Source organism: Mesorhizobium sp. C416B (genome assembly GCF_030323165.1).
In the GTDB taxonomy this organism is placed as follows: domain Bacteria; phylum Pseudomonadota; class Alphaproteobacteria; order Rhizobiales; family Rhizobiaceae; genus Mesorhizobium.
Genome location: NZ_CP100471.1, coordinates 4,972,174 through 4,998,556 on the forward strand (window position 1 = coordinate 4,972,174; position 26,383 = coordinate 4,998,556).

General features: G+C 63.8%; 25 protein-coding genes. 12 read left to right on the top strand and 13 right to left on the bottom strand.

All coding sequences use genetic code 11. From position 1 onward, the window contains the following. Positions 1-57: 57 nt before the first annotated feature. From NLY43_RS24310 to NLY43_RS24330, 5 genes are all read right to left on the bottom strand, one after another. Complete coding sequence (locus NLY43_RS24310) at positions 58-912, bottom strand: tetratricopeptide repeat protein (protein ID WP_023686462.1); 855 nt, start codon at positions 910-912, stop codon at positions 58-60. Positions 913-1,115: 203 nt separating this feature from the next. Continuing rightward, positions 1,116-1,394, bottom strand: coding sequence for a 30S ribosomal protein S21 (rpsU, locus tag NLY43_RS24315; RefSeq protein WP_023671138.1), 279 nt, complete (start codon positions 1,392-1,394; stop codon positions 1,116-1,118). 176 nt (positions 1,395-1,570) lie between these two features. Then, on the bottom strand, positions 1,571-1,957 hold the full coding sequence (locus NLY43_RS24320) for an SET domain-containing protein (protein ID WP_023671139.1): 387 nt from the start codon (positions 1,955-1,957) through the stop codon (positions 1,571-1,573). A gap of 105 nt (positions 1,958-2,062) precedes the next feature. Next, a complete protein-coding gene (locus tag NLY43_RS24325) occupies positions 2,063-2,821 on the bottom strand; it encodes an SDR family oxidoreductase (RefSeq protein ID WP_023710912.1) in 759 nt (252 codons plus the stop codon). Positions 2,822-2,955: 134 nt separating this feature from the next. Beyond that, on the bottom strand, positions 2,956-3,324 hold the full coding sequence (locus NLY43_RS24330; RefSeq protein ID WP_023671141.1) for a YrdB family protein: 369 nt from the start codon (positions 3,322-3,324) through the stop codon (positions 2,956-2,958). Between the two features lie 202 nt (positions 3,325-3,526). On the opposite strand from NLY43_RS24330, the gene NLY43_RS24335 reads away from it, so the two are divergent. The 6 genes from NLY43_RS24335 to NLY43_RS24360 are packed head-to-tail and all read left to right on the top strand — an operon-like array spanning position 3,527 to position 9,373. Continuing rightward, positions 3,527-4,780, top strand: coding sequence for a sarcosine oxidase subunit beta (locus tag NLY43_RS24335; protein WP_023686460.1), 1,254 nt, complete (start codon positions 3,527-3,529; stop codon positions 4,778-4,780). After that, positions 4,780-5,202: a hypothetical protein gene (locus NLY43_RS24340; protein WP_023710913.1), complete on the top strand. Its 423-nt coding sequence runs from the start codon at positions 4,780-4,782 to the stop codon at positions 5,200-5,202. Before NLY43_RS24335 ends, NLY43_RS24340 begins: the two co-directional genes overlap by 1 nt. 12 nt (positions 5,203-5,214) lie before the next feature. Further along, entirely contained in the window at positions 5,215-5,526 is a 312-nt protein-coding gene (locus tag NLY43_RS24345) for a sarcosine oxidase subunit delta (protein WP_023683197.1), read from the top strand. Then, positions 5,523-8,516, top strand: a complete 2,994-nt coding sequence (locus tag NLY43_RS24350) for a sarcosine oxidase subunit alpha (protein ID WP_023710914.1) — start codon at positions 5,523-5,525, stop codon at positions 8,514-8,516. Before NLY43_RS24345 ends, NLY43_RS24350 begins: the two co-directional genes overlap by 4 nt. Further along, positions 8,509-9,093: a sarcosine oxidase subunit gamma gene (locus NLY43_RS24355; protein ID WP_023686457.1), complete on the top strand. Its 585-nt coding sequence runs from the start codon at positions 8,509-8,511 to the stop codon at positions 9,091-9,093. Before NLY43_RS24350 ends, NLY43_RS24355 begins: the two co-directional genes overlap by 8 nt. A 52-nt stretch (positions 9,094-9,145) precedes the next feature. Next, the gene (locus NLY43_RS24360) at positions 9,146-9,373 is read left to right on the top strand and encodes a hypothetical protein (protein ID WP_023671147.1); all 228 of its coding nucleotides are present in this window, start codon (positions 9,146-9,148) and stop codon (positions 9,371-9,373) included. A gap of 139 nt (positions 9,374-9,512) precedes the next feature. Here the strand turns inward: NLY43_RS24360 and NLY43_RS24365 are convergent, their stop codons facing one another. Both NLY43_RS24365 and NLY43_RS24370 read right to left on the bottom strand, forming a co-directional pair. Next, positions 9,513-9,746, bottom strand: a complete 234-nt coding sequence (locus NLY43_RS24365) for a DUF680 domain-containing protein (RefSeq protein ID WP_023671148.1) — start codon at positions 9,744-9,746, stop codon at positions 9,513-9,515. A gap of 186 nt (positions 9,747-9,932) precedes the next feature. Further along, entirely contained in the window at positions 9,933-10,577 is a 645-nt protein-coding gene (locus NLY43_RS24370) for a TetR/AcrR family transcriptional regulator (RefSeq protein WP_023671149.1), read from the bottom strand. A 247-nt stretch (positions 10,578-10,824) separates the two neighbouring features. Here NLY43_RS24370 and NLY43_RS24375 point away from each other — a divergent pair, with 247 nt between their 5' ends. After that, positions 10,825-11,526 carry a hypothetical protein gene (locus tag NLY43_RS24375; RefSeq protein WP_023691850.1) on the top strand — a complete coding sequence of 234 codons (702 nt, stop codon included), beginning with the start codon at positions 10,825-10,827 and terminating at the stop codon, positions 11,524-11,526. A gap of 250 nt (positions 11,527-11,776) precedes the next feature. Here NLY43_RS24375 and NLY43_RS24380 read toward each other — a convergent pair whose 3' ends face one another. The 3 genes from NLY43_RS24380 to NLY43_RS24390 are packed head-to-tail and all read right to left on the bottom strand — an operon-like array spanning position 11,777 to position 14,135. Beyond that, positions 11,777-12,811, bottom strand: coding sequence for a phosphotransferase (locus NLY43_RS24380; RefSeq protein ID WP_023710916.1), 1,035 nt, complete (start codon positions 12,809-12,811; stop codon positions 11,777-11,779). Then, positions 12,808-13,323, bottom strand: a complete 516-nt coding sequence (locus tag NLY43_RS24385; RefSeq protein WP_280800299.1) for a MaoC family dehydratase — start codon at positions 13,321-13,323, stop codon at positions 12,808-12,810. The genes NLY43_RS24380 and NLY43_RS24385 overlap by 4 nt, the downstream gene beginning before the upstream one ends. After that, a complete protein-coding gene (locus NLY43_RS24390) occupies positions 13,320-14,135 on the bottom strand; it encodes an SDR family oxidoreductase (protein ID WP_023710918.1) in 816 nt (271 codons plus the stop codon). Before NLY43_RS24390 ends, NLY43_RS24385 begins: the two co-directional genes overlap by 4 nt. A 127-nt stretch (positions 14,136-14,262) precedes the next feature. Between NLY43_RS24390 and NLY43_RS24395 the strand changes: the two genes are divergently transcribed. Together NLY43_RS24395 and NLY43_RS24400 are read left to right on the top strand one after the other, a co-directional pair. Further along, positions 14,263-15,504, top strand: coding sequence for an acyl-CoA dehydrogenase family protein (locus NLY43_RS24395; protein ID WP_023691847.1), 1,242 nt, complete (start codon positions 14,263-14,265; stop codon positions 15,502-15,504). A 204-nt stretch (positions 15,505-15,708) separates the two neighbouring features. Further along, complete coding sequence (locus tag NLY43_RS24400) at positions 15,709-16,746, top strand: zinc-binding dehydrogenase (RefSeq protein ID WP_023710919.1); 1,038 nt, start codon at positions 15,709-15,711, stop codon at positions 16,744-16,746. A gap of 181 nt (positions 16,747-16,927) precedes the next feature. Here NLY43_RS24400 and NLY43_RS24405 read toward each other — a convergent pair whose 3' ends face one another. The 3 genes from NLY43_RS24405 to NLY43_RS24415 all read right to left on the bottom strand — a co-directional run bounded on the left by NLY43_RS24405 (position 16,928) and on the right by NLY43_RS24415 (position 22,215). Further along, a complete protein-coding gene (locus NLY43_RS24405) occupies positions 16,928-20,059 on the bottom strand; it encodes an efflux RND transporter permease subunit (RefSeq protein WP_023704042.1) in 3,132 nt (1,043 codons plus the stop codon). After that, positions 20,056-21,219: an efflux RND transporter periplasmic adaptor subunit gene (locus NLY43_RS24410; protein ID WP_023691844.1), complete on the bottom strand. Its 1,164-nt coding sequence runs from the start codon at positions 21,217-21,219 to the stop codon at positions 20,056-20,058. Before NLY43_RS24410 ends, NLY43_RS24405 begins: the two co-directional genes overlap by 4 nt. Positions 21,220-21,390: 171 nt before the next feature. Beyond that, complete coding sequence (locus tag NLY43_RS24415; protein WP_023671160.1) at positions 21,391-22,215, bottom strand: MurR/RpiR family transcriptional regulator; 825 nt, start codon at positions 22,213-22,215, stop codon at positions 21,391-21,393. Positions 22,216-22,362: 147 nt separating this feature from the next. Here NLY43_RS24415 and NLY43_RS24420 point away from each other — a divergent pair, with 147 nt between their 5' ends. The 3 genes from NLY43_RS24420 (at position 22,363) to NLY43_RS24430 (ending at position 26,378) form a co-directional block, all read left to right on the top strand. Then, positions 22,363-23,181 (top strand): N-formylglutamate amidohydrolase, encoded by an 819-nt coding sequence (locus NLY43_RS24420; RefSeq protein WP_023671161.1) that lies wholly within the window; start codon positions 22,363-22,365, stop codon positions 23,179-23,181. A gap of 17 nt (positions 23,182-23,198) precedes the next feature. Further along, positions 23,199-24,743: an amino acid permease gene (locus NLY43_RS24425; RefSeq protein ID WP_023671162.1), complete on the top strand. Its 1,545-nt coding sequence runs from the start codon at positions 23,199-23,201 to the stop codon at positions 24,741-24,743. 78 nt (positions 24,744-24,821) lie between these two features. Then, entirely contained in the window at positions 24,822-26,378 is a 1,557-nt protein-coding gene (locus NLY43_RS24430; RefSeq protein ID WP_023691841.1) for an amino acid permease, read from the top strand. Positions 26,379-26,383 lie beyond the last annotated feature (5 nt).

The following is a 26,383-nucleotide window of genomic DNA, read 5'->3' on the forward strand; positions in this document are numbered from 1 at the left end:
CATCAGGAATAGAACGTTGTTATAAAAGGCCGCCGATGGCGGCGCGCCGGCTGCATCTCAGCCGGCGGTGGCGCCCGATGTGCGCGACAGGCCGTCCTTGGCCGGCTGGTAGGTCGGGTCGAGATGGACGGCTTCGCGGTAGGCCTTCGAGGCCTTGACCTTGTCGCCGCGGCGCTCGTAGATCAGCGCCTGGTTGGACCAGGCTTCGGCGTTCTTGCCGTCGAGCTTGATGGCCATGTTGAAGTCGGAGAAGGCGTTGTCCTCGTCATTCATGGCGAGATAGGAGAGGCCGCGGCCGTTATAGGGTTCGGCCGCGTCCGGCGCCAGGGAGATGGCGGTCGAGAAATCCTCGATGGCAAACTTGTGCTGGCCCTGGCTTTGATAGATCAGGCCGCGATTGTGATAGGCGCGGGCATCCGTGGTGTCGAGCTGGATCGCCTTCTGGAAATCGTTGAAGGCCTGCTGGGTCTGGCCGGCCTTGCGATAGAGGTTGCCGCGGCCGATATAGGCGGCGTCATAATTTGCATTGATCTGGATCGAGCGGTTGTAGTCGGCAAGGGCGGCCGCCTGGTTGCCGAGGAAGCGCTGGATCAGTGCCCGGTTCGAATAGGCCTGGTAGAAATTCGGGTTGAGCTGGATGGCGGTGTCGAAATCCTTCAGCGCCGCCTGGTACTGGCCGCCACGGCCATAGGCCGAGCCGCGCACATTGTAGCCTTCCGGATCCTGCGGATTGCGCTGGATCACCGCCGACAGCGAGGAGATGTTCTCGCTTGAGCCTTGCGCCTTGTCGATGTTGTTGAATTCGCCGGTCGGAACGCTCTGGCAACCGGCAAGCACCAGGCCGGACATCAGGGCTGCCGCCAGGGCCAAACCGCGCATTGTGGTTTTGCGCTCTACGCCGATTGCGTTCATGTCTGCCCTGTCCTCACTTCAGCCGCGCCGTCCAGGTCCCCCTCCGGGCCGGGTCACAGATTGTCGTAACAAAATCTAGAACGCCGTTTGCGCGTTCAAGGGAACGGCCTCCAACAGAATGGCGGCGCTCCAAACAAAAAGGTGGCGGCGATTCCGCATCGCGCCACCTCAGAGTATCCTTCGAAAAGGACGAAAAATTGGCGTCAGAACCGCGGCGGACGCGGAGCACCACCAGGACCACCGGCGGCGCCGGCAGCAACCGGGCGCGGCGTCATCGGCAGCAGGCCTTCGCGCTGGGCGCGCTTGCGGGCCAGCTTGCGGGCGCGGCGAACGGCTTCGGCCTTTTCACGGGCGCGCTTCTCGGAAGGCTTCTCGTAATGGCCGCGCATCTTCATTTCGCGGAAAATGCCTTCGCGCTGCATCTTCTTCTTGAGAGCGCGAAGCGCCTGATCAACGTTATTGTCGCGGACGAGTACCTGCACGGGCAATCCTGTCTTTCGGGTTTGATATCAACAGGCAAGTGACCATAGCCACATGCCTCCGCGGCGCTTTACACCACGAATTGTGGCGGCTGATAGCAGAATCAGGCCCCGCTGTCCACACTGGAAATGAAGGACAACCGCCAATTTGCCACGGCAGCCCCGAGATAGGGCGCCAACTAGGCGCTGGCCAGATGGAGCCGTGCGAAATCCTCGAAGAATTCGCCGTAATCGCAGGTAATTTCCTCGCCGGCTGATATATCTCGAGTGGCGGTGGCGCCGCCATATTGCGAAAAATCCGTGTTCGGCCGCTCGGCGTGGTTCATGAAGCGGCCATTATCGACTTCATAGACCATGAAGCCGGGACGGTCGGGGCTCGGATAGGCATAGCGGTCGAGCAATTCCTTGAGGTGCGGCGGCGCCGCCTCGTATTTGTCCATCGGGATCAGCCGGTCGAAATCCGGATCGAGCCGCCATATCGAGGCGCCCTTCCTGATCGGCTCGGCGGCGAACACGCCGACGCCTTCGATTGCGCTCTGGGCGACATAGGTCCTGATCAGCAGCATGTCCGTCCTCCTCACCCGAAACCGAATCGCCAAATCGCGTGGAAAAAGCAAGTCCGGTTTCGGGGTCTATGGCTGATCGGCGCGGGCGATGGCCCGCGAAATGCTTCACGTCCGGGTGATCGAGACGCCGCCATCGGCAAACAGCGCCGATCCTGTGGTGAAGCTCGACGCATCCGATGCCAGGAAGAGCGCAGCGCGGGCGATCTCTTCAGGCACAGCGACACGTTTCAAGGCATGCAGGTTTTCCACGAAAGCGCGTGATTCCGGCGTCTTGAATGTTGCCGACGGCGTGTCGGTGCCACCCGGCATCAGCGCGTTGACCCGCACGCCCTTGGGGCCGTATTCGGCGGCCAGCACCTGCGTCAGGCCGATCAGTCCGGCCTTGCTCGCGGCATAGCTGGTCATGCCCGGCATGCCGACTGTGTGACCGACGAAAGTCGAGGTGAAGATCAGCGATCCGCCGCCGCGTTCGACCATCGCCGGCACCTGGTATTTCGCGCCGAGAAAGGCGCTGGTCAGATTGGCGTCGAGCGTCTCGCGCCATCCGTCCAGCGACAGTTCCGAAATCGGACCCATCGCTCCGACGGAGCCGACATTGTTGAAGGCGATATCGAGCCCGCCGAACCTTTTGACGGCGAGATCGACGAGGGCTTTTGCAAAGGCTTCGTCACGGACGTCGCCGGCAAGCGCGACTGCCGTGCCGTCGGCCTCTTCGATTTCAGCGACCAGCGCATCGAGTTCGGCCTGGCGGCGGGCGGCGATGACGACCCTGGCGCCTTCTTCGGCAAAGAGTTTTGCGGTGGCGCGACCGATGCCGGAACTGGCGCCGGTGACGATCGCTATTTTATTGGTGAGTACGAACATTTTCTTACATCCTTTCATCGCGCCGGCTGTGCCGGCAACCGGGATGTTGATCGCAGTTCGGGACGGTGCTAGCCACCCGATACGTGCTCGACTTGCTGAATGACTTCGCAGCGGCACAAGCGCCGCGCGCCGGACTATTGCTTCAGCAGCCAGCCGAGGCGGTCGAGCGAAAATGCGTAGCTGATGGCGATGAGCAGCGTGATGACAACGCCCGTGGTCGTGTGACCGGCGGCATAGAATCCGGCTGCACCGCCAAACAGGATGGCCAGTTCGAGCACCAGCCTGACTGCGCCTGGTACAGGAACCGGCGCGCGTCCGGACCGGCTTGGGTCGCCACGCACCGCGAAGGTTCCCCACAGCGCAGCTGCAATGAACGGCAAGGCCAAGGCGAAGAGCCAGCGCCACCATCCGCCGGAGAGGCTCCAGCCGGCAAAGCCGAGGCCAAGCAAGGCGGCAAGTTCCAGCAGGAAACGCAAGGTCAGATTCCACCAGGCGTTGCCCATATTCGTCCTCCAGAGTCTCGCGATCGCCAGTGTGTCCGAACGCAGCCATGCCTGCCAGCCCGGGCAGGTCTTTTCCACCGCGGCGCAAAACGGCAAGCGCCGTCGCAAACAGCGCAAGGGTAGAAGCGCCGTTTCGCTAGTGATACACCTCGCGCGCCGGGGCTGAGTAAAATACCCCACCGCCATTTGCGAGGCTGGAACGTTGAAAAAATATTCGGTATTCGCCATCGCCCGCGAGGCCATGCGCGGCCACAAGGGCTGGGAGGAACAATGGTCCTCGCCGGAGCCGAAGAAGGAATATGACGTCATCATCGTCGGCGCCGGCGGTCATGGCCTGGCCACCGCCTACTATCTCGCCACCGTACACGGCATCACCAATGTCGCGGTGCTGGAAAAGGGGTGGCTGGGCGGCGGCAACACCGGTCGCAACACCACCATCATCCGCTCCAACTACCTTTACGACGAGAGCGCCGGCATTTACGACCATGCGCTGAAGCTGTGGGATGGGCTCTCCCAGGAACTCAACTACAACGTCATGTATTCGGCGCGCGGCGTCATGATGCTGGCGCACAATGTGCACGACATCCAGGTGCTGAAGCGCCATGTCCATGCCAACCGTCTCAACGGCATCGACAATGAATGGCTGACGCCTGAGCAGGCGAAGGAATTCTGCCCGCCGCTCAACATTTCCAGGCAGGCGCGCTATCCCGTCGTCGGCGCCGCCTTGCAGCGGCGAGGCGGCACGGCGCGTCACGATGCGGTGGCCTGGGGCTATGCGCGCGGCGCTTCGGCGCGCGGCGTCCACATCATCCAGAATTGCGAGGTCACCGGCGTCAAGCGGGCGGCCAATGGCGCGGTCATGGGCGTCGACACGACGCGCGGCTTCATCGGCGCCAAGAAGGTCGGTGTGGTGGCTGCAGGCCATTCCTCGGTGATCATGAACATGGCCGGCGTGCGCATGCCGCTGGAAAGCTATCCGCTGCAGGCGCTGGTGTCGGAGCCGGTCAAGCCGGTGGTGCCTTGCGTGGTGATGTCGAACACGGTGCACGCCTACATCTCGCAGTCCGACAAGGGCGAACTGGTGATCGGCGCCGGTACCGACCAGTATGTCTCCTATTCGCAGACCGGCGGCCTGCACATTTTGCAGCATACGCTGGACGCCATCTGCGAGATGTTCCCGATCTTCACCCGCATGAAGATGCTGCGCTCGTGGGGCGGCATCGTCGACGTGACGCCCGACCGTTCGCCGATCCTGGCCAAGACGCCGGTATCAGGCCTCTATGTCAATTGCGGCTGGGGCACGGGCGGCTTCAAGGCAACGCCCGGCTCAGGCCATGTCTTTGCCCACACGATTGCCAAGGACGATCCGCATCCGATCAACGCGCCCTTCACCATCGAGCGCTTCCGCACCGGGCGCCTCATCGACGAGGCAGCAGCGGCGGCGGTGGCGCACTGATGATGGTGGAACTGGCTGTAGCGGTGCCGCTGGTGCTGGCGGGGGAGCAGGACCTGTTCCATTTTCCGTCACCGGACGAGGTGCGGACGCAGCCGATCAGCCGCGCCGGCAACGAAGCCAATTGGCCGTTTTCGATCGACGCCGGTATTCTGGCATGCGTGTGGAGTGGTGGCCAGAAGGTGGTCATCTTCATGGAGAACAGGCCCTCCGATCTGGGCGAGGACGACACATTCGAGCCACGCAGCGTCATCGTGACGACCGATCCGTTTCAGCTCACGATCGGCAACATGGCGTATCGCGAGCTGTTTCGCCCCGCCGCAAGTGTAGAGGAGCGCATTCGGCTCGTCGCGCCTTTTGCGGCGATGGGCCAGAGGCTTTGCAACCAACCGGCCGGCGCGCATGTCGGCCACGGCGAATTGTAGGAACGAACGATAATGCTTCTCATCCGCTGCCCCTATTGCGAGGAAGAGCGCCCGGAGCTCGAGTTCCGTAACGCCGGCGAGGCTCATATTGCGCGCTCGGCCAACATGGCGGGCGAGAGCGACGACGATTTTGAAAAGTTCTTCTTCATCCGCTCGAACCCGAAGGGCATCATCTATGAGCGCTGGCGCCACATCCATGGCTGCGCGCGTTTCTTCAACGCGGTGCGCGACACCGTCACCGACAAGTTCGTCATGACTTACAAAGCCGGCGAGCCGAAACCGTCCAAGCTGCCCAAAAACTCCAACGAAATGGCTTCCAAATGAGCGGCGCGTTCCGCATTCCGAGCGCCGGCCGTCTCAGCCAGGCCAAGACCGCGCGGTTCTCTTTCGACGGCCAGTCTTACACCGGCATCGAAGGCGACACGCTGGCCTCGGCGCTGCTTGCCAATGGCGTGCATTTGGTGGGACGTTCGTTCAAGTATCACCGTCCGCGCGGCTTCCTGTCGGCCGGAGCGGAAGAGCCAAACGCGCTGGTCGAGGTCAGGCGCGACGCGGCACGCAAGGCGCCCAATATCCGCGCCACGGTGCAGGAGCTCTATGACGGGCTGGTCGCGCAGTCGCAGAACCGCTGGCCTTCGCTGGCCTTCGATGTCGGCGCGGTCAACGACATTGCATCGCCGCTGTTTTCGGCCGGCTTCTACTACAAGACCTTCATGTGGCCGAAGGCAGCCTGGAAGAGCCTCTACGAGCCGAAGATCCGCGCCGCGGCCGGCCTCGGCGTTTCGCCTGACAAGCCAGATCCCGACCATTATTCGTCGCGCTATGCGCATTGCGACGTGCTGGTGCTAGGCGGCGGTGCGGCCGGCATTGCGGCAGCGCTCGCCGCTGCCGAAACCGGCGCGCGTGTCATCCTCGCCGATGAACAGGCCAGCTTCGGCGGCAGCCTGCGCTTCGAGAGCGGGGCGAAGATCGACGGCCAGGACGGTTATGCCTGGGCGCAAGGCGCGGTGGCCAAGCTCACCGCCATGGACAATGTCCGCGTTTTGTCGCGGACGACGGCGTTCGGCTACTACGCGCAGAACTTCGTCGGCCTGGTCGAGCGGGTCAGCGACCATCTGCAAAACCCCGGCCACGATTTGCCGCGCGAGCGCCTATGGCAGGTACGCGCCAAGCGCGTGGTGCTGGCGACCGGCGCCATCGAACGCCATATGGTGTTTGCCGACAATGACCGGCCCGGCATCATGCTGGCCTCGGCGGCGCGGACTTATCTCAACCAGTACGGTGTCGCGGTCGGCAAAAATGTCGGCGTCTACACCGCCAATGACTCGGCCTACTCCGCCGCGATCGACCTGAAGAAGGCCGGCGTCAACGTGGCGGCGATCGTTGACCTGCGCGACCATCCGACCGGACCTGTGATCGACGAGGCGAGGGCGCTCGGGATCGAGGTCAATTTCGGCCGCGCGGTGATCCGCGCCGGCGGCAAGTTGCGCGTGACCTCGATGACGGTGCAGCCGAAGAATGGGGGCGGCGACCGCACCATTCCGGTCGACGCCATCCTGATGTCGGCCGGCTGGACGCCGTCGGTGCATTTGTTCTCACAGTCGCGCGGCAAGGTCGCCTTCAATGACGAGACCAAGCGCTTCGTGCCGGGCATCTATGCGCAGGACTGCGTTTCGGTTGGCGCCTGCAACGGTACGGATGGGCTCTCGGCGTCGATCGACGAAGCCTATGCGGCCGGCGCCAAGGCGGCGAAGGATGCGGGCGGCAAAGTGGCCAAGGGCGTTAAGCCGAAGGTCGACGCGTCGGAAAGCTGGTCGCGCGGCATGCTGGGCGCGGCGCCCGGCGCCGGGCCGGACAAGACGGTCAAGGCCTTCGTCGATTTCCAGAACGACGTCACCGCCAAGGACATCCGCCAGGCGGTGCATGAAGGCATGCGCTCGATCGAGCACGTCAAGCGCTTCACCACCAACGGCATGGCGACCGACCAGGGCAAGACCTCCAACATGCACGGCCTGGCGATTGCCGCCGAGACGCTTGGCAAGCCGATCCCCGAGGTCGGGCTGACCACGTTCCGCGCACCCTATACGCCTGTTACTTTCGGCGCGATCGTCAGCCATTCGCGCGGTCCGCTGTTCGACCCGACACGGAAGACCGCGATCCATCCCTGGGCCGAAGCGCAACGCGCCGTGTTCGAAGATGTCGGCCAGTGGAAGCGCGCCTGGTATTTCCCCCAGGCGGGCGAAGACATGCACAAGGCAGTCGACCGCGAATGCGTCGCGGTCCGCAGCAATGCCGGTCTGTTCGACGCCTCGACGCTGGGCAAGATCGAAGTGGTCGGGCCGGATGCGGCCAGGTTCATGGAACTGCTCTATACCAATCCATGGGAGAAGCTTGAGCCCGGCCGCTGCCGCTATGGCATCATGCTGCGCGAGGACGGCTTCATCTATGATGACGGCGTCGTCGGCCGACTGGCGCCGGATCGTTTCCATGTGACGACGACAACCGGCGGCGCGCCGCGTGTCATGAACCACATGGAGGATTATCTCCAGACCGAGTTCCCGCATCTGAACGTCTGGCTGACCTCGATCACCGAACAGTGGGCGGTCATCGCCGTGCAGGGGCCGAAGTCGCGCGACATCATCGCGCCGCTGGTCGAAGGCATCGACATGTCGGACGAGGCGCTGCCGCATATGTCGGTGCGCGAAGGCAAGATCTGCGGCGTGCCGACCAGGCTGTTTCGCATGTCGTTCACCGGCGAGCGCGGTTTTGAAGTCAACGTGCCGGCCGATCACGGCCAGGCCGTCTGGGAAGCGCTGTGGGCCGAAGGCCAAAAGCATGGCGCCGCCGCTTACGGCACCGAGGCGATGCACGTGCTGCGCGCCGAAAAGGGCTACATCATCGTCGGCCAGGACACGGACGGCACGGTGACGCCGAACGATGCCGGGCTCGACTGGGCGGTCGGCAAGAAGAAGACCGACTTCGTCGGCATCCGCGGCCTGACGCGGCCCGATCTGGTCGCCAAGGGCCGCAAGCAACTGGTCGGCTTGAAGACCAAGGACCCGAAAGTGGTGCTTGAGGAAGGCGCGCAGATCGTCGCCGACCCGAAGCAGGCGATCCCGATGAAGATGATCGGTCACGTCACATCCAGCTACTGGTCGGAAAATTGCGGTCGCTCGATCGCGCTGGCGCTGGTTGCCGGCGGCCGCGACCGGATGGGCGACACGCTCTATGTGCCGATGCCGAACGGGGTGATCGAAGTCGAGGTTACCGGCATGGTGTTCTTCGACGAGACGGGAGGGCGCCTCAATGGCTAAGGCTGCTGCAAAGAAGACGGCCCCAGCTGCAGCGCCGTCGGTCGAGCGCCGCCCGGCCCTGGCTGGACGCGTCGTTTCCGCAACGGATGTCAAGGTCGAGGTGCTGCCGCCGGCGGAGCGCATGTCGCTGCGCGCGCCGGAGGCTTCCGTCGCGGCGCTGTCGAAGGCGCTCGGCCTGACCTTGCCGAAGCAGCCGAAGACCTCGGCGGCCAAGGGTGGCCGCACGGCGCTGTGGCTCGGACCGGACGAATGGTTTGTGATCGACGAAGCCGGCAAGGATCCGCTTGCCGACTGCGCCAAGGTGACCGCATTGCATTCGGCGGTCGGCATCTCGCACCGCAACGTCGCCTTCGCCGTCACCGGCCCGGCGGCTGCCGCCGCGATCAATGCAGGCTGCCCGCAGGATTTGTCGCTCGAGGCTTTTCCGGTGGGCGCGGCGTCGCGCACCATTCTCGGCAAGTGCGAAATCCTGCTGTTGCGCACGGCAGCCGACGCTTTCCGGGTCGAGTGCTGGCGTTCCTTCTCGGACTATGTCTTTACTTTCCTGTCGGAAGCAGCCAGCGACGCGGCGGCGTAGGAACGTTTGACGGGTCAAGCCGTTCTGCTTCCCTCATCAGGGAGAACATACGATGCCGTCGAAAGCGCCGCCGAAGTCAGCTGGCAAGACGTCCGCCGTGCGCTCACTCGAACATGAGCAGCATCACGAGGTGACTGCCGAAGAGGAACTCGAGGAAGGCCTCGAGGACACGTTTCCGGCCAGCGATCCGGTGTCGATCACCTCGACGGCCATCCCAGGCGCGCCGGCAAGACCCGGCAAGGCCAAGACGGTGCCGGGTCGCAAACCGCGCAAGAAATAACCGTTCGGCTACGCCAGGTTTGAACTCGGAGAAGCCCAGCTTGCGCCGAGAAAATGGGGGCGCTGAGGAAAAAACGGGCGGCCGGGATTATCCTGCCGCCCTTAAATTAATCGTTGTGCTGTGGTCGAGCCCGATCAACTTAGAACGTGCTCGGCACGATCCATGGGTTGATCTCGATGCCGAGACGCGGGCTCTTGGCCTTGACGTCGGACTTTTCGACCGAGCCGGTCACGGCGCAATCGAGCTTGGCATTGGTCGTGGTGTCGACGCAGGTGGCGGCGGGGGCCTGCTTGGTCGAGTGTGTGTTGTTGGCGGCGAAAGCCGAGCCGGAGAGAGCCAGCACGGTGGCGAGAGCGAGAAGGGTCTTGTTCATGTCTGTCTCCATCGGTTAAATTCTTTTCGTACATGTACGATACAACGTACACATACGCCCACCGAGATGGGTTTTCAAGTCGAAAAGCGTACGCGTACGAAAAATTTTTTTGAATGCCGAAAATTGCGGCGCACTGACACAGCCGAAGCTGTCAGGCCGGACGTTGAATTGGAGGGGCGGGGATGCTCAGCAGTCGACCGGGGTCTCGGTCAGCGGCGGCACATTCTGAGTGCTGAGCGTGGCGAGTGTGAAATCGCACATCCGCGTCACGAAAGCCTGCGGATCCCCGAAGGGGTAGAACGGGAACGTGATCAAAAGCGAGATGGTGCCGTGGCCGACTGCCCAAAGCATGGTGGCGATGGCGCGCGGATCGCCCTGCAGCTTGCCTGCAGCAACGCAGGCCTCGACCCTGGATATCAGCGCTTTCATCGCCGGGTTGGCCTCTTCCATGTCCTCATAGCTTCTGCCTTCCGGCAGCTTGGTCTTTTCGGTCATGAACACGGTGCGGTATTCGTTGGGGTTGCCGAGCCCGAAGGCGGCATATTCGGTCATCACCGCACGCAAGGCCTCGATCGGATCGTCGGAAGGATGCTCCTCGATGCGGCGGGCAAGTGTTTCGAAGGCATCCTCGGCCAGCGCAAACAGGATGTCTTGCTTGTCGGCGAAGTAGGAATAGACCGACATCGGAGCATAGCCGACCCGCTTGGCCAACTTGCGGATGGTCAGGCCTTCATAGCCCTCTTCCTTGACGAGCTTGTGGGCTGCGTCGAGCAGTTCGGAACGCAGTTCGGCCTTTTGTTTCTCGCGGCGTTTCTGAACGCTCAGTGGCAAGATCCGGTGCCTTTGGTTGGTTGTGCATGACTGAATATATACGCTGTACGGAAACGGGCAAGGGCGCTGTCAGGGACATCAAAAAGCGACCTCAAGCTTTCTCTCGAATAGTCGTGCCCGTCTGGTCCATTTCGCCGGCATCTATGTCACAGCATGTGTAACCTGGGCGCACGCAGGCAACATCGGACTGTTACAAACAAAGCCTATTTGGCGGCTCTGCAAGAAATTTCGGTTTTCGGGGGCCTCTATGGCTGCGATAGAGCTTTCGTCCGGGCTGCCGGGCGCACATCCACTTTCTCATGGCGCAAGGCTGGCGCTCAGGCGAGTCGTGATAGTCGCATGGCTGGCGATCGCAATCGGCTTCGCCATGGAAGCGCTTATTCTGACTGCCGGATTTGCGGCAGGTTCGCACCCGGCCCCGACCCAGGTTCTGATAGACTTGGCGCAAGGCGTGACCTGGTCATTCTTCGTCTGCGCCGGCGTCAGCCTCGGCACGGCGATCACCAAGGTGCGAGCCTCGCTTGGCGGCCTTATCGCCATGATCTCGGGGCCGCTGGCCATGGGCATCGCCAAAGGTACGCAAAAGGTGATGGTGAGCGCGCTTGATGTATCGGCAAAGCCCGTGATCCTGTCGCTCACCACGCTCGGTATGTTGCGGGCGATCGAGTATGGCTTGCTGGGCTGGATGCTGGCTTCGCTGGCATCCAAGGAAAAACCTCGCTCGCTGCATTTCATGCTGGCGGGTGCCTTGGCCGGCGCGGTGTTCGGCGGCGGGATCACGGCGCTGACGATCGAGACCGCCGCAGCCAAGGACATTGCGCTGGCATTGCCGCAGGCTGTCGCCACCGGCCTCATTGAGATCGTGTTTCCGATCGGATGCTCGCTGGTCGTCTACATCGCCCTGCAAGTCAGCCGGCACATGAAGTTCATTTCCAGCGATGCGCGCTAGAGCCGGATGATTTCAGGTCGAATTGACCTGAATCTGAATCCGGCTCTAAATCAAATAGATAGAGCATGATGTCGTCCGAAAACCGCTTCACACTTTTCGGCATCATGCTCTGTCTACAGACGGTGATCGGTTTGCGTCCTGTTTCCAGGCCGGTTGCCACCGCCTCCGTGTGGGCTTGCTCCCCGGTCGGGGAACGGAACTGATCCGATCTGTCATCAAATCGCGCCGACCACACTATCTCATTGTCTACTCAGGTTCGGTCGATCAGCTTGGCGGCAAGGTGCGACAGCAGCTTCACCGCTTCGCCATAGGTCCTGGCCTTTTCGGGATTGGAGGCGTTGCCGTCGAGCGCCCGTTTGTAGACACCCTGGCAGATGGCCGCCAAGCGGAAGAAGGAGAAGGCGAGGAAGAAGCTCCAATTGTCGATGCCGCCCAGCCCGCGCCGCCGGCAATAGGCGGCGACGTACGCGTCCTCGGAAGGAAGGCCGAGGGCGGCGCGGTCGACGCCGCCAAGACCGCGAAAGCCCGAGGCGTGCGGCAGGCGCCATTGCATGCATTGATAGGCGATGTCGGCGAAGGGATCGCCGAGTGTCGACAGTTCCCAGTCGAGCACCGCCAGCACTTTCGGCTCACTGGCTGCGAAGATCATGTTGTCCAGCCGGTAGTCGCCATGCACGAGGGATATCCGGCCGTCATCGGCCGGCGTATGCGTCTCCAGCCAGGCGATCAGCCGGTCCATGTCGGCGACCGTGCCGGTCTCCGAGGCGCGGTACTGGCTGGTCCAGCGTGCCAGCTGGCGTTCGAAGTAATTGCCGGGTTTGCCGAAATCGCCGAGCCCGACCGCCTCGACATCGACATCGTGCAGGGCCGCCAGCGTGGCGTTCATAGCATCGTAGAGGGCGGCGCGCTCATCGTTGCCAGTGGCCTCCGGCACTGCCGGATCCCAGAAGATGCGGCCGTCGAGAAAATCCATGACGTAGAACATGCGGCCGATCGGCGTCGCCTCCGCCGACAGATGCAGCATCGCCGGCACCGGCACGGCGGTGCCGGCCAGCGCCTTCATGACCGTGAATTCGCGGTCGACCTGATGCGCCGATTTCAGCAACTGGCCCGGCGGCTTGGCGCGCAGGACATAGCGGCCGCTGGCCGCGGTCAGCAGATAGGTCGGGTTCGACTGGCCGGATTTGAATTTTTCGATGGAATGAAGCCTGGCAAAACCCGGGATGTGCGCCTCGAGATAGGGCGCTAGTGCCGTCCGGTCCAGCGCGTTGGCGTCGCCGCTCATGCGGTCTCCGGCTCACGCTCGATCAGCGTCAGCGTCAGCCAGCGCGCCGTCAGCGCCGGCTTCTTCGAGCCTTCGATCTCGATGGTCACGTCATGCGCCGTCTGCACCCAGCCCGACGGCCTGACCTTGACGTCGGCCAGCACGAAGCGGGTGCGGATGCGCGCGCCGGTCTTCACCGGCGCCATGAAGCGCAGCGAATCGAAACCGTGGTTGACGCCCATCTTGCCCTTTTCCAGCGGCGGCATGGTCTCGAAGGTCATCGCCGAGAGCAGCGACAACGACAGGAAGCCATGCGCGATGGTGCCGCCGAACGGCGTCTCGTTTTTGGCCCGCTCGGGGTCGCAATGGATGAACTGGTGGTCGTCGGTGGCGTCGGCGAACTGGTCGATCATGGTCTGTGTGACCTCGCGCCATGGCGAGACGCCGACTTCCTTGCCGACGCTGGCCAGAAGCACATCGAGACTGATCGGTTCCACTGCGGTGTCCTCCCCTTGCCGCCGACCGCGGCTCATTCCTTGAACAATGTCAGCCCATGCTGCACCGACTGCCCGCCGTCGATCGGCAGGATGGCGCCGGTGACATAGGAACCGGCACGGCTGCACAAATAGAGCGTTGCGCCGCCGATGTCATCCGCCACGCCGATACGGCCGATGGGGACATGGCTGCCGACATGTCTGGCCTTTTCGTCGGTGCCCGTGGCAAAGGCGGTCATCCGGCTCTGGAAGGGACCGGGCGCGAAGGCGTTGACGGTGATGCGCCGCGCCGCGAGTTCGATCGCCAGCGTGCGCGTCAGGTGGTGAACGGCGCCCTTGGACGCGGTATAGGAATAGGCGTCGTCGGCCAGCGGCTGAGTGCCCATCACCGAGCCCAGATTGATGACGCGAGCCGGATCGGCATCGCTGGCCGCGGCTTCCAGCAGCGGCAGCAATTCGCGCGTCAGATGAAAGACGGCGGTGACGTTGACGGCGAACACCTTGGCCCAGCCGCTATAGGGAAAATCCTCCAGCGAGGCGCCCCAGGATATGCCGGCATTGTTGACGAGGATGTGCAGCTTCTCGGTGCGCGCCTTGACCTCGCTGACCAGCGCGGCAATGCCTGCTTCGCTCGAGACGTCACCGGCGAAACCTTCGGCACTGCCGGAGCCGCCGAGCCCGTTCAACTCAGCGGCGACCTTGATGCAATCCTCGCCCTTGCGCGAGGCGATCATCACGGTAGCGCCGGCTTGGACCAAAGCGGTCGCCACCATGCGGCCGATGCCGGTCGCGGCTCCCGTCACCAGCGCTGTCTTGCCGGCGACTGAGAACAGTTCTTCCAGATAGCTCATCGCAATTCCTCCGCGCCTCTCTGCTCACGGTCTGGGGCGAAAGGGCTCGCGTTGACAAGGCTACCCGAAGTACGGTCATCCTTGCCACGGGTAAAGTGCCCCAGATGCGTGAAAGGGTTGGAGACCGATGGCGGACATGAATCTCGGCATGACCGAGCGGCTGAAGCCGATCCACGCCCGCGTCGCCACCATGGTGCGCGATGAGATCATGCCGCTCGATCATGAGTTTTTGAGCGAGGTCGGCAAGGGCGGCGACCGCTGGGTCTACACCGCGCGGCAGACCGAGATCCTCGAAGGGTTGAAGAAGACGGCCAAGGAGCGCGGTCTGTGGAATTTCTGGCTGACCGGGTCCGAGCGCGGCTACGGGCTCTCGACCGTTGAATATGCCTATCTCGCCGAGGAGATGGGCAAGGCGCATCTCGGCGCCGAGACCTTCAACTGCTCGGCGCCCGACACCGGCAATATGGAGGTGCTGGAGCGCTATGGCTCGGAGGATCACAAGCAGGCATGGCTGGCGCCGCTGCTCGAGGGGAAAATGCGCTCGGCCTATCTGATGACCGAGCCGGACGTCGCTTCCTCCGACGCCACCAACATCGCCATGCGCTGCGAACGGCGAGGCGACGACTATGCACTCAACGGCGAGAAATGGTGGGCGTCGGGGGCCGGGGACCCGCGCTGCGCCATCTACATTGTCATGGTTCGGACCGGCGGCGAAGCCGAGCCGCAGCACCGCCGCCATTCGATGATCTTGGTGCCGTCCGGTACCAAGGGCGTGACCAAGCTGCGGCCGATGCAGGTTTATGGCGACGACGACGCGCCGCATGGCCACATGCATCTTCGCTTCGACAATGTGCGGGTGCCGGCCGGAAACCTGATCCTCGGCGAGGGCAGGGGGTTCGAGATCGCCCAGGGGCGGCTTGGCCCCGGCCGCATCCACCATTGCATGCGCGCCATCGGCCAGGCCGAAATGGCGCTGGAGCTGCTGTGCCAGCGCTCGGTGCGCCGCGAGGCCTTCGGCCAGCCATTGGCCAAGCTCGGCGCCAATTTCGACATCATCGCGGAGTGCCGCATGGAGATCGAGATGGCGCGGCTGCTCTGCCTCAAGGCGGCGTGGATGATCGACCAGGGCGATGCGCGCGCAGCCGCGCCCTGGATCAGCCAGATCAAGGTCATCGCACCGCGCGTCGCGCTCAAGGTCACCGACGAGGCAGTGCAGATGTTCGGCGCGCAAGGCATCAGCCAGGACACGCCGCTGGCACGCTCATGGACGCATCTGCGAACCCTGCGCCTCGCCGACGGGCCGGACGCCGTGCACCGCCGGCAGGTGGCGCGCACGGAGCTCAGGAAATACACGCAGGAAAAGGTCTGAGTGGATGAAAACCCTCATCGCCCGCGATCGCGCCGCTCGGCCACCTCGTCTATGCCGACAATCTGAAGGAGCTGGGTCGGCTGGCATCGCGCCGGCAAGGTTCGGCCGGTCATCGAAGGCACTTATCCGCTGGCCGATGCCGCCGCGCGTGCTTGGCCGTGGCGCATCCGGCAAGCTCATCCTCAAACTGTAAGGAGCCCCGCCATGGCGATCCCCTCAGACATGAAAGCACTGCTGCTGACCGGCGACGGCTACACCAGGACGCCCTCCGGCAGTGCGCTGGAGGCGATGGAGCCGTATCTCAAGCTTGGCAGCATCGGCGTGCCGACGCCCGGACCGAGCCAGGTGCTGATCAAGGTCAGCCTCGCCTCGATCAACCCGTCCGACGTCATGTTCATCAAGGGCCAGTACGGTCAGCCGCGCGCCAAGGGCCAGCCGGCCGGCTTCGAGGGTGTCGGCACGGTCGTTGCCAGCGGCGACGAGCCCTATGCGAAAAGCCTGATCGGCAAGCGCATCGCCTTCACCACAGGCGTCACCAATTGGGGCGCGTGGGCGGACTATGCAGTTGCCGAAGCTGCCGGCTGCATTCCGCTGCTCGACACGGTCCGCGACGAGGATGGCGCGGCGATGATCGTCAACCCGCTCACGGCGCTCGCCATGTTCGACATCGTCAAGGAGACGGGCGAAAAAGCCTTCATCATGACCGCCGGCGCCAGCCAGATTTGCAAGCTGATCGCGGGTCTCGCCAAGGAGGCTGGGTTCCGGCCGATCGTCACCGTGCGCCGCGACGAGCAGATTCCGCTGTTGAAGGAGATCGGGGCTGCCCATGTGCTCAACGAGAAGGCGCCGGATTTCAAGGCAGCACTACGCGATGTGGTCAAGGCCGAGCAGCCGCGCATCTTCCTCGATGCCGTGACCGGGCCGCTGGCCTCGGCGATCTTCGACGCCATGCCGAAGCGCTCGCGCTGGATCATCTATGGACGGCTCGATCCGGACACCACTGTCATCCGTGAGCCCGGCCAGATGATCTTCCAACACAAGCACATTGAAGGCTTCTGGCTGGTCGAATGGATGCGCCAGTTCCGCGACAAGCGCGGCCCGGCGATCATGGAAGCACAGAAGCGCTTTTCGGATGGGCGCTGGTCAACCGACGTGACGGCGGTGCTACCGCTGGATGAGGCGATGGCGAAGGTCCCGGCGGAGCTGGCCAAGCCGAACGGGAAGGTGTTTATCAGGCCGTGACTTTCTACCCTCCCCCTTGTGGGGAGGGTCGACGAAGAGCAATTTTGCTCTTTCGTCGGGGTGGGGGTCTTGGCTCCTACCTCTGTTATTCGCGGGAGCGCTGGACCGACGTTAGTTGGCGCTGCACCCCCACCCCGGACCTGCGGTCCGACCCTCCCCACAAGGGGGAGGGTAAGCGGAGCTACTCCGCCGGCTCGACATTGGCGTACGCCGCTTCCTCAAGCTCCCGCTTCAGCCTCGCTTCCTCATGCGTCTTCGGCGTGACGAAGCGGCCGAGCAGGAGGTAGGCGACCGGGGTCAGGAAAAGCGTCGAGACGGTGGCGAGACCCAGCCCGCCGACGATGACCCAGCCGAGCGCGATGCGCGCTTCGGCACCGGCGCCGGCGGCCAGCACCAGCGGGACCCCGCCGAGGATGGTGCAGATCATCGTCATCATCACCGGCCGCAGGCGGATGATCGAGGCCTGCTCGATCGCCTCGCGCACGCCGAGGCCGCGGTCGCGCAGCTGGTTGGCGAATTCGACGATGAGGATGCCGTTCTTGGCCATGACGCCGACCAGAAGCACGAGGCCGATCTGGCTGTAGGCATTGAGGCTGGTGCCTGACAAAAGCAGCGCAAAGATTGCGCAGGCAAGGCCGAGCGGGACCGTCGCCATGATGATGACGGCGCTGACGAAGCTTTCGAACTGGGCGGCAAGCACCAGGAGGATGATGACCAGCGCGAAGCCGAAAATGGTGATCATGGCGCTGTTGGTCTCGCCGAGCGTCGCGGCTTCGGCCAGCGGCAGGACGCGGCTGCCCGGCGGCAGCAGCGGGGCGGCGATCTGCTCGGCAACGCCGAGCGCGTCACCCAGTGCGAAATTGCCGTTCAGGTTCGAGGTGATCGCCACCGAAGGCTGCTGCTGTTCGCGGGTCAGCGACGGCGGCACGGCGCGCTCGGTCAGCGTGGCGATGGTCGACATTGGCACGAAGCGGCCGTCGGCGGTCTTCAGGAAGATGTTTTCCAGATCGGTCGGATCATTGATCGGGTTGGTGGTCGAGACCAGCTTCACGCCATAGCTGCGGTCGGCGATGTAGACATCGACGACATCGTTGCCGTCGAGCATCGCCTGCAAGGTGTTGGCGAGCCCTGATATGTCGATGCCGAGATCGGAGGCGCGCTCGCGGTCTATGGCCACCGCCAGCTGCGGCTGCGTCGGGTCGATGGAAAGCCGCGGCGTCTGGAAGCGCGGATCGGCCTGCATCCGGGCGATGATCTTCACCGCCGCGTCGCCGAGCGCCTTGCGGTCGTTGCCGACCAGCGCGAATTGCAGGCCGTTGCCGGCGCCGCGAATGCCGAGGCTATTGGCCTGCACCGGGAAGATGCGCACGGATGGCACCTGCCGGGTCAGCTGGCTTATCTGCGCCATGATCTCCTGCTGGCTGCGCGTGCGCTCGTCCCACGGCGCCAGCGTCATCACCATGAAGCCGGAATTGTAGGCGCCGTTCTGGCCGGCGTTTTCGAAGGTCGAGACGATCTCGCCGGAATCGCGCAGCGGCTGGATCAGCCGCTCGATCTTCTGCATCTGCTGCGTGGTGTAATCGAGGCTGACGCCTTGCGGCGCGTTGATGCGCAACAGCACGACGGCGCGGTCCTCGCTCGGCGTCAGTTCCTGGCGGATGGTGCCGAACAGGCTGAAGGCGACGCCCGCAAACAGCACCGCAACCAGCAGCACGATCCACGGCGCGCCGAGGCAGGCATGCAAGGCGCGCTTGTAGGCCGCGTTCAGCGCGCCACCGACGCGCGCGCCAATGCCGTGACCGCCTTCATGGTGGAGCGATGCGCCGGTCAACATGCGCGAGGCCAGCATCGGGCACAGCGTCAGCGCCACCACGCAGGAGAGCAGCACCGACATGGCGAGGACGAAGCCGAATTCGCGAAACAGGCCGCCGGTCTGTCCCGGCAGGAAGGAGATCGGCACGAAAACGGCAACGAGCGTCAGCGTCGTGGCGATGACTGCGAAGAACACTTCTTGGGCGCCGAGCACGGCGGCGGCACGAGGCCCCATGCCTTCGTTGCGCCGTCGCACGATGTTTTCCAAAACGACGATGGCGTCGTCGACGACAAGGCCGGTCGCCAGCACCAGCGCCAGAAGCGTCAGAATGTTGATGGAGAAGCCTGCGAGATAGATGGCGGCGATGGTGCCGATCATGGCGACCGGCATTGACAGACCAGGGATCAGCGTCGCGCGCCAGTCGAGCAGGAAGATGTAGATGACGATCAGCACCATGGAGATCGACAGGCCGAGCGCGATCTCGACCTCGTGCACGGCGCCGTTGACGAAGACTGCGTCGTCGCTGGTGATCTTGATCGACATGCCCTTGGGCAGGTTTTCCTGCAGCTTGGCGACGGCTGCTTTCACTCCGGTGGAAATATCCAGCGTGTTCGATTCCGCCTGACGGATGATGCCAAGGCCAATGCCGGTCTTGCCGTCGGAGCGCAACGAGGTCTGGCCGATGTCGGGACCGAGCGTGACGGTGGCGACGTCGCGGATGCGCGTCGTGCCGCCGATGATGATGTTTTCGAATTCTTCCGGCGTCGTCACATCGGCCGTGGTGCGGACGATGAGATCCTGGTTGGTGGTGGTGATCGAACCGGCTGGTGAATCGAAAGCGACCGAGGCAAGCGCTGCCCTCAGATCGGCGACAGTGAAGCCGAGGCTGGCGAGCTTGTTCTGGTCGACATCGATGCGGAAGATCTTGTCGCGGTCGCCATAGACCTGAACGTCGGCGACGCCAGGCACGGCAGCCAGTTCGTCCTCGATCTGGTCCTGGACGATCACCGTCATGTCCTGCACCGACATGGTGTCGGAGGTGACGGCCAGTCGCATCACGGCATCGGAATTGGCATCGGCCTTGACGATGCGCGGCGGGTCGGCGGTCTCCGGTATCATGTTGGCGACACGGCCGACCGCGTCGCGCACGTCGGAGGCGGCGACGTTCAAATCGACGCCGTCGTTGAACTCGATGGTGACGCGGCTCTGGCCGAAGGAAGAGGTCGACGAGATCGACTTGACGCCGGAGACGCGGGCGACCGCGCCCTCGATGGTGTCGGTCAGTTCACGGTCGACGGTTTCGGCGGCGGCACCCTCGAAGGCCGTCGACACGGTGACCACGGCGCGGTCGACATCGGGCAGTTCGCGGATTTCGACGCCATAGAAAGCGGCAAGGCCGGCCACTGCGATCAGCGTGTTCAGCACGAAGGCCATAACCGGCCTGCGGATGAAGAGTGCGGTGAAGCCGGTTTCGCTGGCGGTGCTGACGGGTGCAGTCATGAGCCTTCGGCAGCTTCCGCGGCGCGCTGATCCTGGCCGGCGATGCGGACCGCGCCGCCTTCGCTGACGCTCTGGGTGCCTTCGGTGACGACCATGTCGCCATCCTCGATCTCAGCGTCGATCAGCACCGTCTCAGTGTTGCGCTGGATGATGCGCACGGGAACGCGCCTGGCCTTGCCGTCCTCGACCTGCCAGACATAGGCGCCGTCGGAACCCCACAGGATTGCCAGCGGGCTGACGGCCGGATAGGTGTCGCCGGGGAAGCGCATGGTGATGCCGAACGACATGCCGGCGCGCAGCGAATCCGCCGGATTGGCGATTGCAGCCTTGACCAGCAGGGTGCGGCTCTTTTCGTCGATGTGGTTGTCGATGGCCGACACAGTGCCGGTATAGGCCTTGCTCGGATTGGCGATCGGCGTCGCCGACAGTTGCGCGCCGACCTTGACGGCGGCGGCGAAGCGCTCGGGCACCAGGAAATCGACCAGGATGGAGGAGCGGTCGTCAAGCGTGGCGATCGCCGACTGGCTGGTGACGTAATTGCCGGCCGATATCGGCAGGATGCCGACCGTGCCGGCGATAGGGGCGACGATCGAACGACGCTGCAAGGCGAGTTCGGCATCCTGCAGCGCCAGTTTGGCGCCGGCCAGCACCACTTGGGCATCGGCGACGGCGACCGGGGTCGCGGCGTTGGAGGCCCTCAATGATTTCACCCGCTCGAGCTTGTCCTGGGCATCCTGCAAGGCAAGCTTGGCACGATCTTGCGAGATCACCTCGGTCTCGGAATCGAGAACAGCGATGATCTGCCCCTTGTCGACGCGGGTGCCGGATTGGACGAGAAATTCAACGAGGCGCCCAGAGCTGTATGGGTTGACCGTCACCGAGGCGTTGGCGCGGCCGGTGCCGATCGCCTGCAGGCGATCGTTGATGGTGGCGGTGGTCGCCGGCAAGGCGACGACATTTGCCGGGCGGCCGGCAGCGTTGCGGCCGCCTGCCTGTTTTGTCGTGTCGACCGCACCGGTTGTGGCGGGCGCCGAAGCATAGGTCCAGTCGATGCCCCAGCGTGCTAGAACCTCCGGCGCGCCCGGGAAGAATCGCGCCCAGGCGAGGACAGCCGCGACCAGGATCACAAGCGCAAAAACGATCTGTTTCCAGGCGGCCATCGACACTCCGGTTGGCAAAACGTCTACCGGTTTCGCCAAGCAAAAAAACGCGCAGCGACGCACCCGGTATGTGCGAAGCCGCCGCAATATCATGGCTTTATGGCAATTCTGCCGCTTCCATGCACATTAAATCTGCGTAATTTTGCGCACTTGCGGCGGGGATTGAGCGTGTCAGCGCAGGCTTTCGAGGTCGCGGATGCGCCTGGCGCTGTCGGCCTCGAGCTGCCTGGTGACGGCGCCGATCAGCGTCTCGGCGACAACGAACAGAGCGGCGGAAGAGTCCCACGCCGAAGGCACGGCGGTGCGTCCGGCAATGACATGGCGGGCGAAGCGGGCGATCGGCGATAGCCACTGGTCGGTGAACAGCACGATCTGAACGCCGCGCTGATGCGCGGTCTGGGCAAAGCGGACCAGACTGTCCTGATAGCGCCTGATGTCGAAGATCACCAGCACGTCGCGCTTGCCCATGTCGATCAGCCGGTCGCGCCAGATGCTCTCCTGGCCGGCAAGGTGATAGACATCGGGCTGGATGATGGCGAGATGGGCGGCCATGTAGCGTGCCAACGGATCGGTGAAGCGGCCGCCGATCAGGAATGTCTTGCCGCGCCGGTCGGCAAGCCTTGCGGCGATGTCGGCAAGCTGTCTGTCGGAGAGATGCCTGAAGGTCTCGCGCATATTGTCCAGCGTCGCCTCCAGCATTGGCGATACTGCACCGCTTGGGGAGGCCGGGTTGAGCGTGCGCGATGCCGGCGACTGCAATTGCGCCGCCAGTTCGTCCTGCAGCGCCGACTGGAATTCGGGATAGTTCTGGAACCCCAGCCTGGAGACAAAGCGCAGGATGGTCGGCGACGATACGCCGGCGGCGGTCGAGAACTCGGCGACCGTCTTCAGCCCGATCAGCGGATAGTTCGCAATCAGTGTCTGCGCGGCGCGGCGCTCGCCGGCCGGCATCGTGCCGATGCGGTCCGAAATCAGTTCGGCAATGCTGGAAATCATCGTTTTCCCCACCCCTGAGCCCGTCCAGACCGCTTCCCCGAAATCGCATTTGACAAAGCCGGACAAACTGTATGAAATCATCCACAGGGACGCAATGAGGCAAAATACGTAACATAAGATACAGCGCTCCCCAGGGGACGGCAGACTATGGAGAGAGCACGGCCCGCCAGCCTTGCATCGTCTGATACCGTAGGGGTGACGAACCCCGGCGGGTCCAGCCCTTTCGTGCTGACCTGCGACCACGCTTCCAACTTCCTGCCGTCCGAATTCGGCACGCTTGGCCTGCCGGCCGAGGACCTCTCCCGCCACATCGCCTGGGACCCCGGCGCGCTGCCGGTGGCGCGCCGCATCGCGACCGCCCTCGATGCGACGCTCATCGAAACCCGCATCTCGCGCCTGATAATCGACTGCAACCGTCCGCTCGACGCACCGGACCTGGTGCCGCCGGTCAGCGAGACGACGGCCATTCCGGGCAATGCCGGCCTGTCGGACAGTGAGCGCGCCGAGCGCATCGCTTTGTCGTGGCGGCCGTTCCACGACACGATCGCATCGATCATCGACGACCGGCAGGCGCGTGGGCAGGACACCCGGCTGGTGTCGGTGCATTCCTTCACGCCGGTCTACAAGGGCAAGAACCGGCCCTGGCATATCGGCATCATCCATGATGACGACCGCCGGCTGGCGTCGCCGCTGATAGCGGCGCTGCAGCGGCTCTCCGGCGTCACTGTCGGCATCAACGAGCCCTATTCGCCGGCCGACCGCGTATATTTCACTTTGGAGCGCCATGCACGCTCGCGCGGCCTTGCCTGCGCAATGATCGAAATCCGCAACGACGAGATCTCCGGCGAGACCGGGCAGCGGAAATGGGCGGATCTGCTCACGGGCATTTTTTCTGACCTGGAACCCGAGGAGGCCAAGGGTTCCCGGCGACACGCAATGGGAAAGTCAGTTCAATCGGCCAGCTAGAAAAACAGGGGACGAAAATGGCAGGACCGGACAAATCAGACGCTGAAAGATCGGAGGATGTAAAAACCCTCCATAGCATGGGCTATGCCCAGGAGTTGGCTCGCCGCATGAGCGGCTTCTCGAATTTCGCAATTTCCTTTTCGATCATTTGTATTCTGGCGGGCGGCATCACGTCCTTCCCGCTGGCCATGGCGACCGGCAGCGGCTTCGAGGCGACTGTCGGCTGGGTCATCGGCGGCGTCTTTGCACTTGTCGTTGCCGCGTCCCTTGGCCAGATCGGCTCGGCCTACCCAACGGCCGGCGGTCTCTACCACTGGTCGTCAATTCTCGGCGGGCGCGGCTGGGGCTGGGCCACGGCCTGGATCAACTTGCTCGGCCTGGTCTTCGTCGTCGCCTCGGTCAATGTCGGCGTCTACGCGCTGTTCAAGGACCTTGTCTGGTCCGGCGTGTTCGGCAACGACGTCTCCGCGTGGGGCTATCAGGAGCAGGTGATCGGCGTTGTGATCATCACGGTCGCACAGGCGCTGATCAACCATTTCGGTATCAGGCTCACCACCATGCTGACGGATTTCTCGGGCTACCTCATTCTGGTCGTCGCCGTCGTGTTGACCGCGATGTTCCTGATCTGGGGCGCAAGCTGGGATTTCTCGCGGCTCACCACCTTCGTCAACAACACCGGTGATCCAGGCGCAGGCTACGTTCCGACCGCACGGACGGCACTCGTCGCCTTCCTGATCGGCCTGCTCTACCCACTCTACACCATCACCGGCTTCGACGCTTCGGCCCACACGTCCGAAGAGACCCACAATGCCCGCGTGGCGGTGCCGCGCGGCATGATCCATTCGGTCCTGTGGTCGCTGGTGTTCGGCTTCGTCATGGCCGTTTCGTTCGTACTGGCCAGCCCCGATCTGGCAGCGACGGCCAAGGATGGCGCCAATGCCTGGTTCAATCTCTTCAACAAGCTGCCGGCACCATTCCTGCTGAAGAGCATCATTGCCATCGCAATCGTGCTGGCGAACTTCATCTGCGCTCTCGCCGGACTGACGTCGACCTCGCGCATGATCTTTGCCTTCGCGCGTGACGGCGGCCTGCCCGGTTCGTCGGTGTGGAAAACCGTCAGCCCGACATGGCGCACGCCGGTGGCGGCAATCTGGCTCGGAGCGGTGCTCGCGGTCGCAGCGACATTGTACTCGCCGGCTTTTGCCGCACTGGCGGCCGGCTGTGCATTGTTCCTCTACGTGTCCTACGCCATGCCCGTGGCCGCCGGCCTGCTTGCCGAGGGCAAGAGCTGGACCGAATTCGGCCCGTTCCGCCTCGGCATCTGGTCCAAGCCGTTCGCCGTCATCACGGTGCTTGGCGTTCTGGTGCTGATGTATGCCGGCATCCAGCCGCCCTTCGACATCCTGATCAACTATGCCATCGGCCTGATCGTTCTGCTCATGGTGCTGTGGTTCGGCATCGAATCGCGCCGCTTCAAGGGCCCGCCGATCGGCGCCGACATTGCTCGCCGCGCTTCGGAGATCGCGGCCGCGGAAGCAGCCGTCGGCCAGACGGCAGGCTAACAGCAAAGACGAGATGCTCCGGCCGGCGCAAGCCGACCGGGGCAGGGCCGGCCAGCTAAGAACGCAAAGGGGACTACAATGGCAGCACCGGGTTATTCAGACACAGACAAGGCGGAAGACGTAAAGCACCTCCATTCCATGGGCTACGCCCAGGAACTTGAGCGGCGGCTAAGCCGCTTCTCCAACTTCGCCGTTTCCTTCTCCATCATCTGCATCCTGTCCGGCGGCATCAATTCGCTAGCGCAGGCAACGTCGGGCGCCGGCGGTATCGGTATCGGCATCGGCTGGCTGGTCGGCTGCTTCGTTTCGCTCACCTTCGCGGTCGCCATGTCGCAGATCAGCTCGGCCTATCCGACGGCCGGCGGCCTCTATCACTGGGGTTCGATCCTCGGCAATCGCGGCACCGGCTGGGTGACGGCCTGGCTCAACCTGCTCGGCCTGATCACCGTGCTTGGCGCCATCAATGTCGGCACCTGGACGTTCTTCATCGGCGCCTTCGGGCCGACGCTCGGCATCGAGGGTACGCTGACCAATCAGATGATCTTCCTGGTCATCATCACTGGCGCCCAGGCCCTGATCAACCATCTCGGCATCAAGCTGACGGCGAAGTTGACCGATTTTTCGGGCTACCTGATCTTCTTCGGCTCGATCCTGATTGCGGTCGTCTGCCTGTTCTCCGCCGAGACCTGGGATTTCAGCCGGCTCTTCACCTTCCACAACTACTCGGGTGAGGCCGGCGCCAGCGTCTGGCCGTCCGTCTCGAACGCCTGGGTGTTCGCTCTCGGCCTCTTGCTGCCGATCTACACCATCACCGGCTACGATGCTTCGGCACACACTTCCGAGGAAACCATCAAGGCGGCCTCATCGGTGCCGCGTGCGATGGTGATGTCGGTTATCTGGTCGGCGGTCTTCGGCTATTTGTTCCTGGCCGCCTTCGTGCTGATGATCCCCAACATGGACGACGCCGCCAAGCAGGGTTGGAACGTGTTCTTCTGGGCCTTCGACCAGCGCGTCAGTCCCGGCCTCAAGGAGTTCGTCTACCTCGTCGTGTTCATCGCCCAGCTGTTGTGCGGCCTCGCAACCGTCACCTCGGCTTCGCGCATGATCTTTGCCTTCTCGCGTGACGGCGGCCTGCCGGGCTCGTCGGCACTGGCCAAGGTCAGCCCGACCTATCGCACGCCAGTGGCGGCCATCTGGACGGCGTCGGTCCTGTCGGTGCTGTTCGTTTGGGGTTCGACGCTGGTTTCGGTCGCCGGCACTTCGGCCTACACCATCGTCGTCTCGTGCACCGTCATCTTCCTGTTCCTGTCCTTCACCGTGCCGATCGTGCTCGGCATGGTGGCCTGGGGCACGCCGAAGTGGGACAAGATGGGACCGTGGAACCTGGGCCGTGGCATCTTCATGCTGTTCGGGGTCCTTTCCATAGTGTCGATGATCCTGATCTTCATCATCGGCATCCAGCCGCCGAACGACTGGGCGCTGTACATCACCGTCGGCTTCTTCATCCTGACGGCGATTGTCTGGTTCGCCTTCGAGCGCAATCGCTTCCAGGGCCCGCCGCTGGGCGACATCATCGCGGCGCGTCAGGCAGCGATCAAGGCTGCCGAACAAGCTGTCGGCGAAACCGGCCACTGACGTCA

Bases quoted from the DNA above. Each gene is read 5' to 3' on its own strand.
- NLY43_RS24415 (WP_023671160.1), bottom strand. From the start codon at position 22,215: ATGATTTCCAGCATTGCCGAACTGATTTCGGACCGCATCGGCACGATG.
- NLY43_RS24360 (WP_023671147.1), top strand. From the start codon at position 9,146: ATGCCGTCGAAAGCGCCGCCGAAGTCAGCTGGCAAGACGTCCGCCGTG.
- NLY43_RS24425 (WP_023671162.1), top strand. From the start codon at position 23,199: ATGGCAGGACCGGACAAATCAGACGCTGAAAGATCGGAGGATGTAAAA.
- NLY43_RS24390 (WP_023710918.1), bottom strand. From the start codon at position 14,135: ATGAGCTATCTGGAAGAACTGTTCTCAGTCGCCGGCAAGACAGCGCTG.
- NLY43_RS24410 (WP_023691844.1), bottom strand. From the start codon at position 21,219: ATGGCCGCCTGGAAACAGATCGTTTTTGCGCTTGTGATCCTGGTCGCG.
- NLY43_RS24400 (WP_023710919.1), top strand. From the start codon at position 15,709: ATGGCGATCCCCTCAGACATGAAAGCACTGCTGCTGACCGGCGACGGC.
- NLY43_RS24310 (WP_023686462.1), bottom strand. From the start codon at position 912: ATGAACGCAATCGGCGTAGAGCGCAAAACCACAATGCGCGGTTTGGCC.
- NLY43_RS24325 (WP_023710912.1), bottom strand. From the start codon at position 2,821: ATGTTCGTACTCACCAATAAAATAGCGATCGTCACCGGCGCCAGTTCC.
- NLY43_RS24380 (WP_023710916.1), bottom strand. From the start codon at position 12,811: ATGAGCGGCGACGCCAACGCGCTGGACCGGACGGCACTAGCGCCCTAT.
- NLY43_RS24385 (WP_280800299.1), bottom strand. From the start codon at position 13,323: ATGAGCCGCGGTCGGCGGCAAGGGGAGGACACCGCAGTGGAACCGATC.
- NLY43_RS24430 (WP_023691841.1), top strand. From the start codon at position 24,822: ATGGCAGCACCGGGTTATTCAGACACAGACAAGGCGGAAGACGTAAAG.
- NLY43_RS24340 (WP_023710913.1), top strand. From the start codon at position 4,780: ATGATGGTGGAACTGGCTGTAGCGGTGCCGCTGGTGCTGGCGGGGGAG.
- NLY43_RS24395 (WP_023691847.1), top strand. From the start codon at position 14,263: ATGGCGGACATGAATCTCGGCATGACCGAGCGGCTGAAGCCGATCCAC.
- NLY43_RS24330 (WP_023671141.1), bottom strand. From the start codon at position 3,324: ATGGGCAACGCCTGGTGGAATCTGACCTTGCGTTTCCTGCTGGAACTT.
- NLY43_RS24355 (WP_023686457.1), top strand. From the start codon at position 8,509: ATGGCTAAGGCTGCTGCAAAGAAGACGGCCCCAGCTGCAGCGCCGTCG.
- NLY43_RS24405 (WP_023704042.1), bottom strand. From the start codon at position 20,059: ATGACTGCACCCGTCAGCACCGCCAGCGAAACCGGCTTCACCGCACTC.
- NLY43_RS24350 (WP_023710914.1), top strand. From the start codon at position 5,523: ATGAGCGGCGCGTTCCGCATTCCGAGCGCCGGCCGTCTCAGCCAGGCC.
- NLY43_RS24320 (WP_023671139.1), bottom strand. From the start codon at position 1,957: ATGCTGCTGATCAGGACCTATGTCGCCCAGAGCGCAATCGAAGGCGTC.
- NLY43_RS24345 (WP_023683197.1), top strand. From the start codon at position 5,215: ATGCTTCTCATCCGCTGCCCCTATTGCGAGGAAGAGCGCCCGGAGCTC.
- NLY43_RS24375 (WP_023691850.1), top strand. From the start codon at position 10,825: ATGGCTGCGATAGAGCTTTCGTCCGGGCTGCCGGGCGCACATCCACTT.
- NLY43_RS24365 (WP_023671148.1), bottom strand. From the start codon at position 9,746: ATGAACAAGACCCTTCTCGCTCTCGCCACCGTGCTGGCTCTCTCCGGC.
- NLY43_RS24420 (WP_023671161.1), top strand. From the start codon at position 22,363: ATGGAGAGAGCACGGCCCGCCAGCCTTGCATCGTCTGATACCGTAGGG.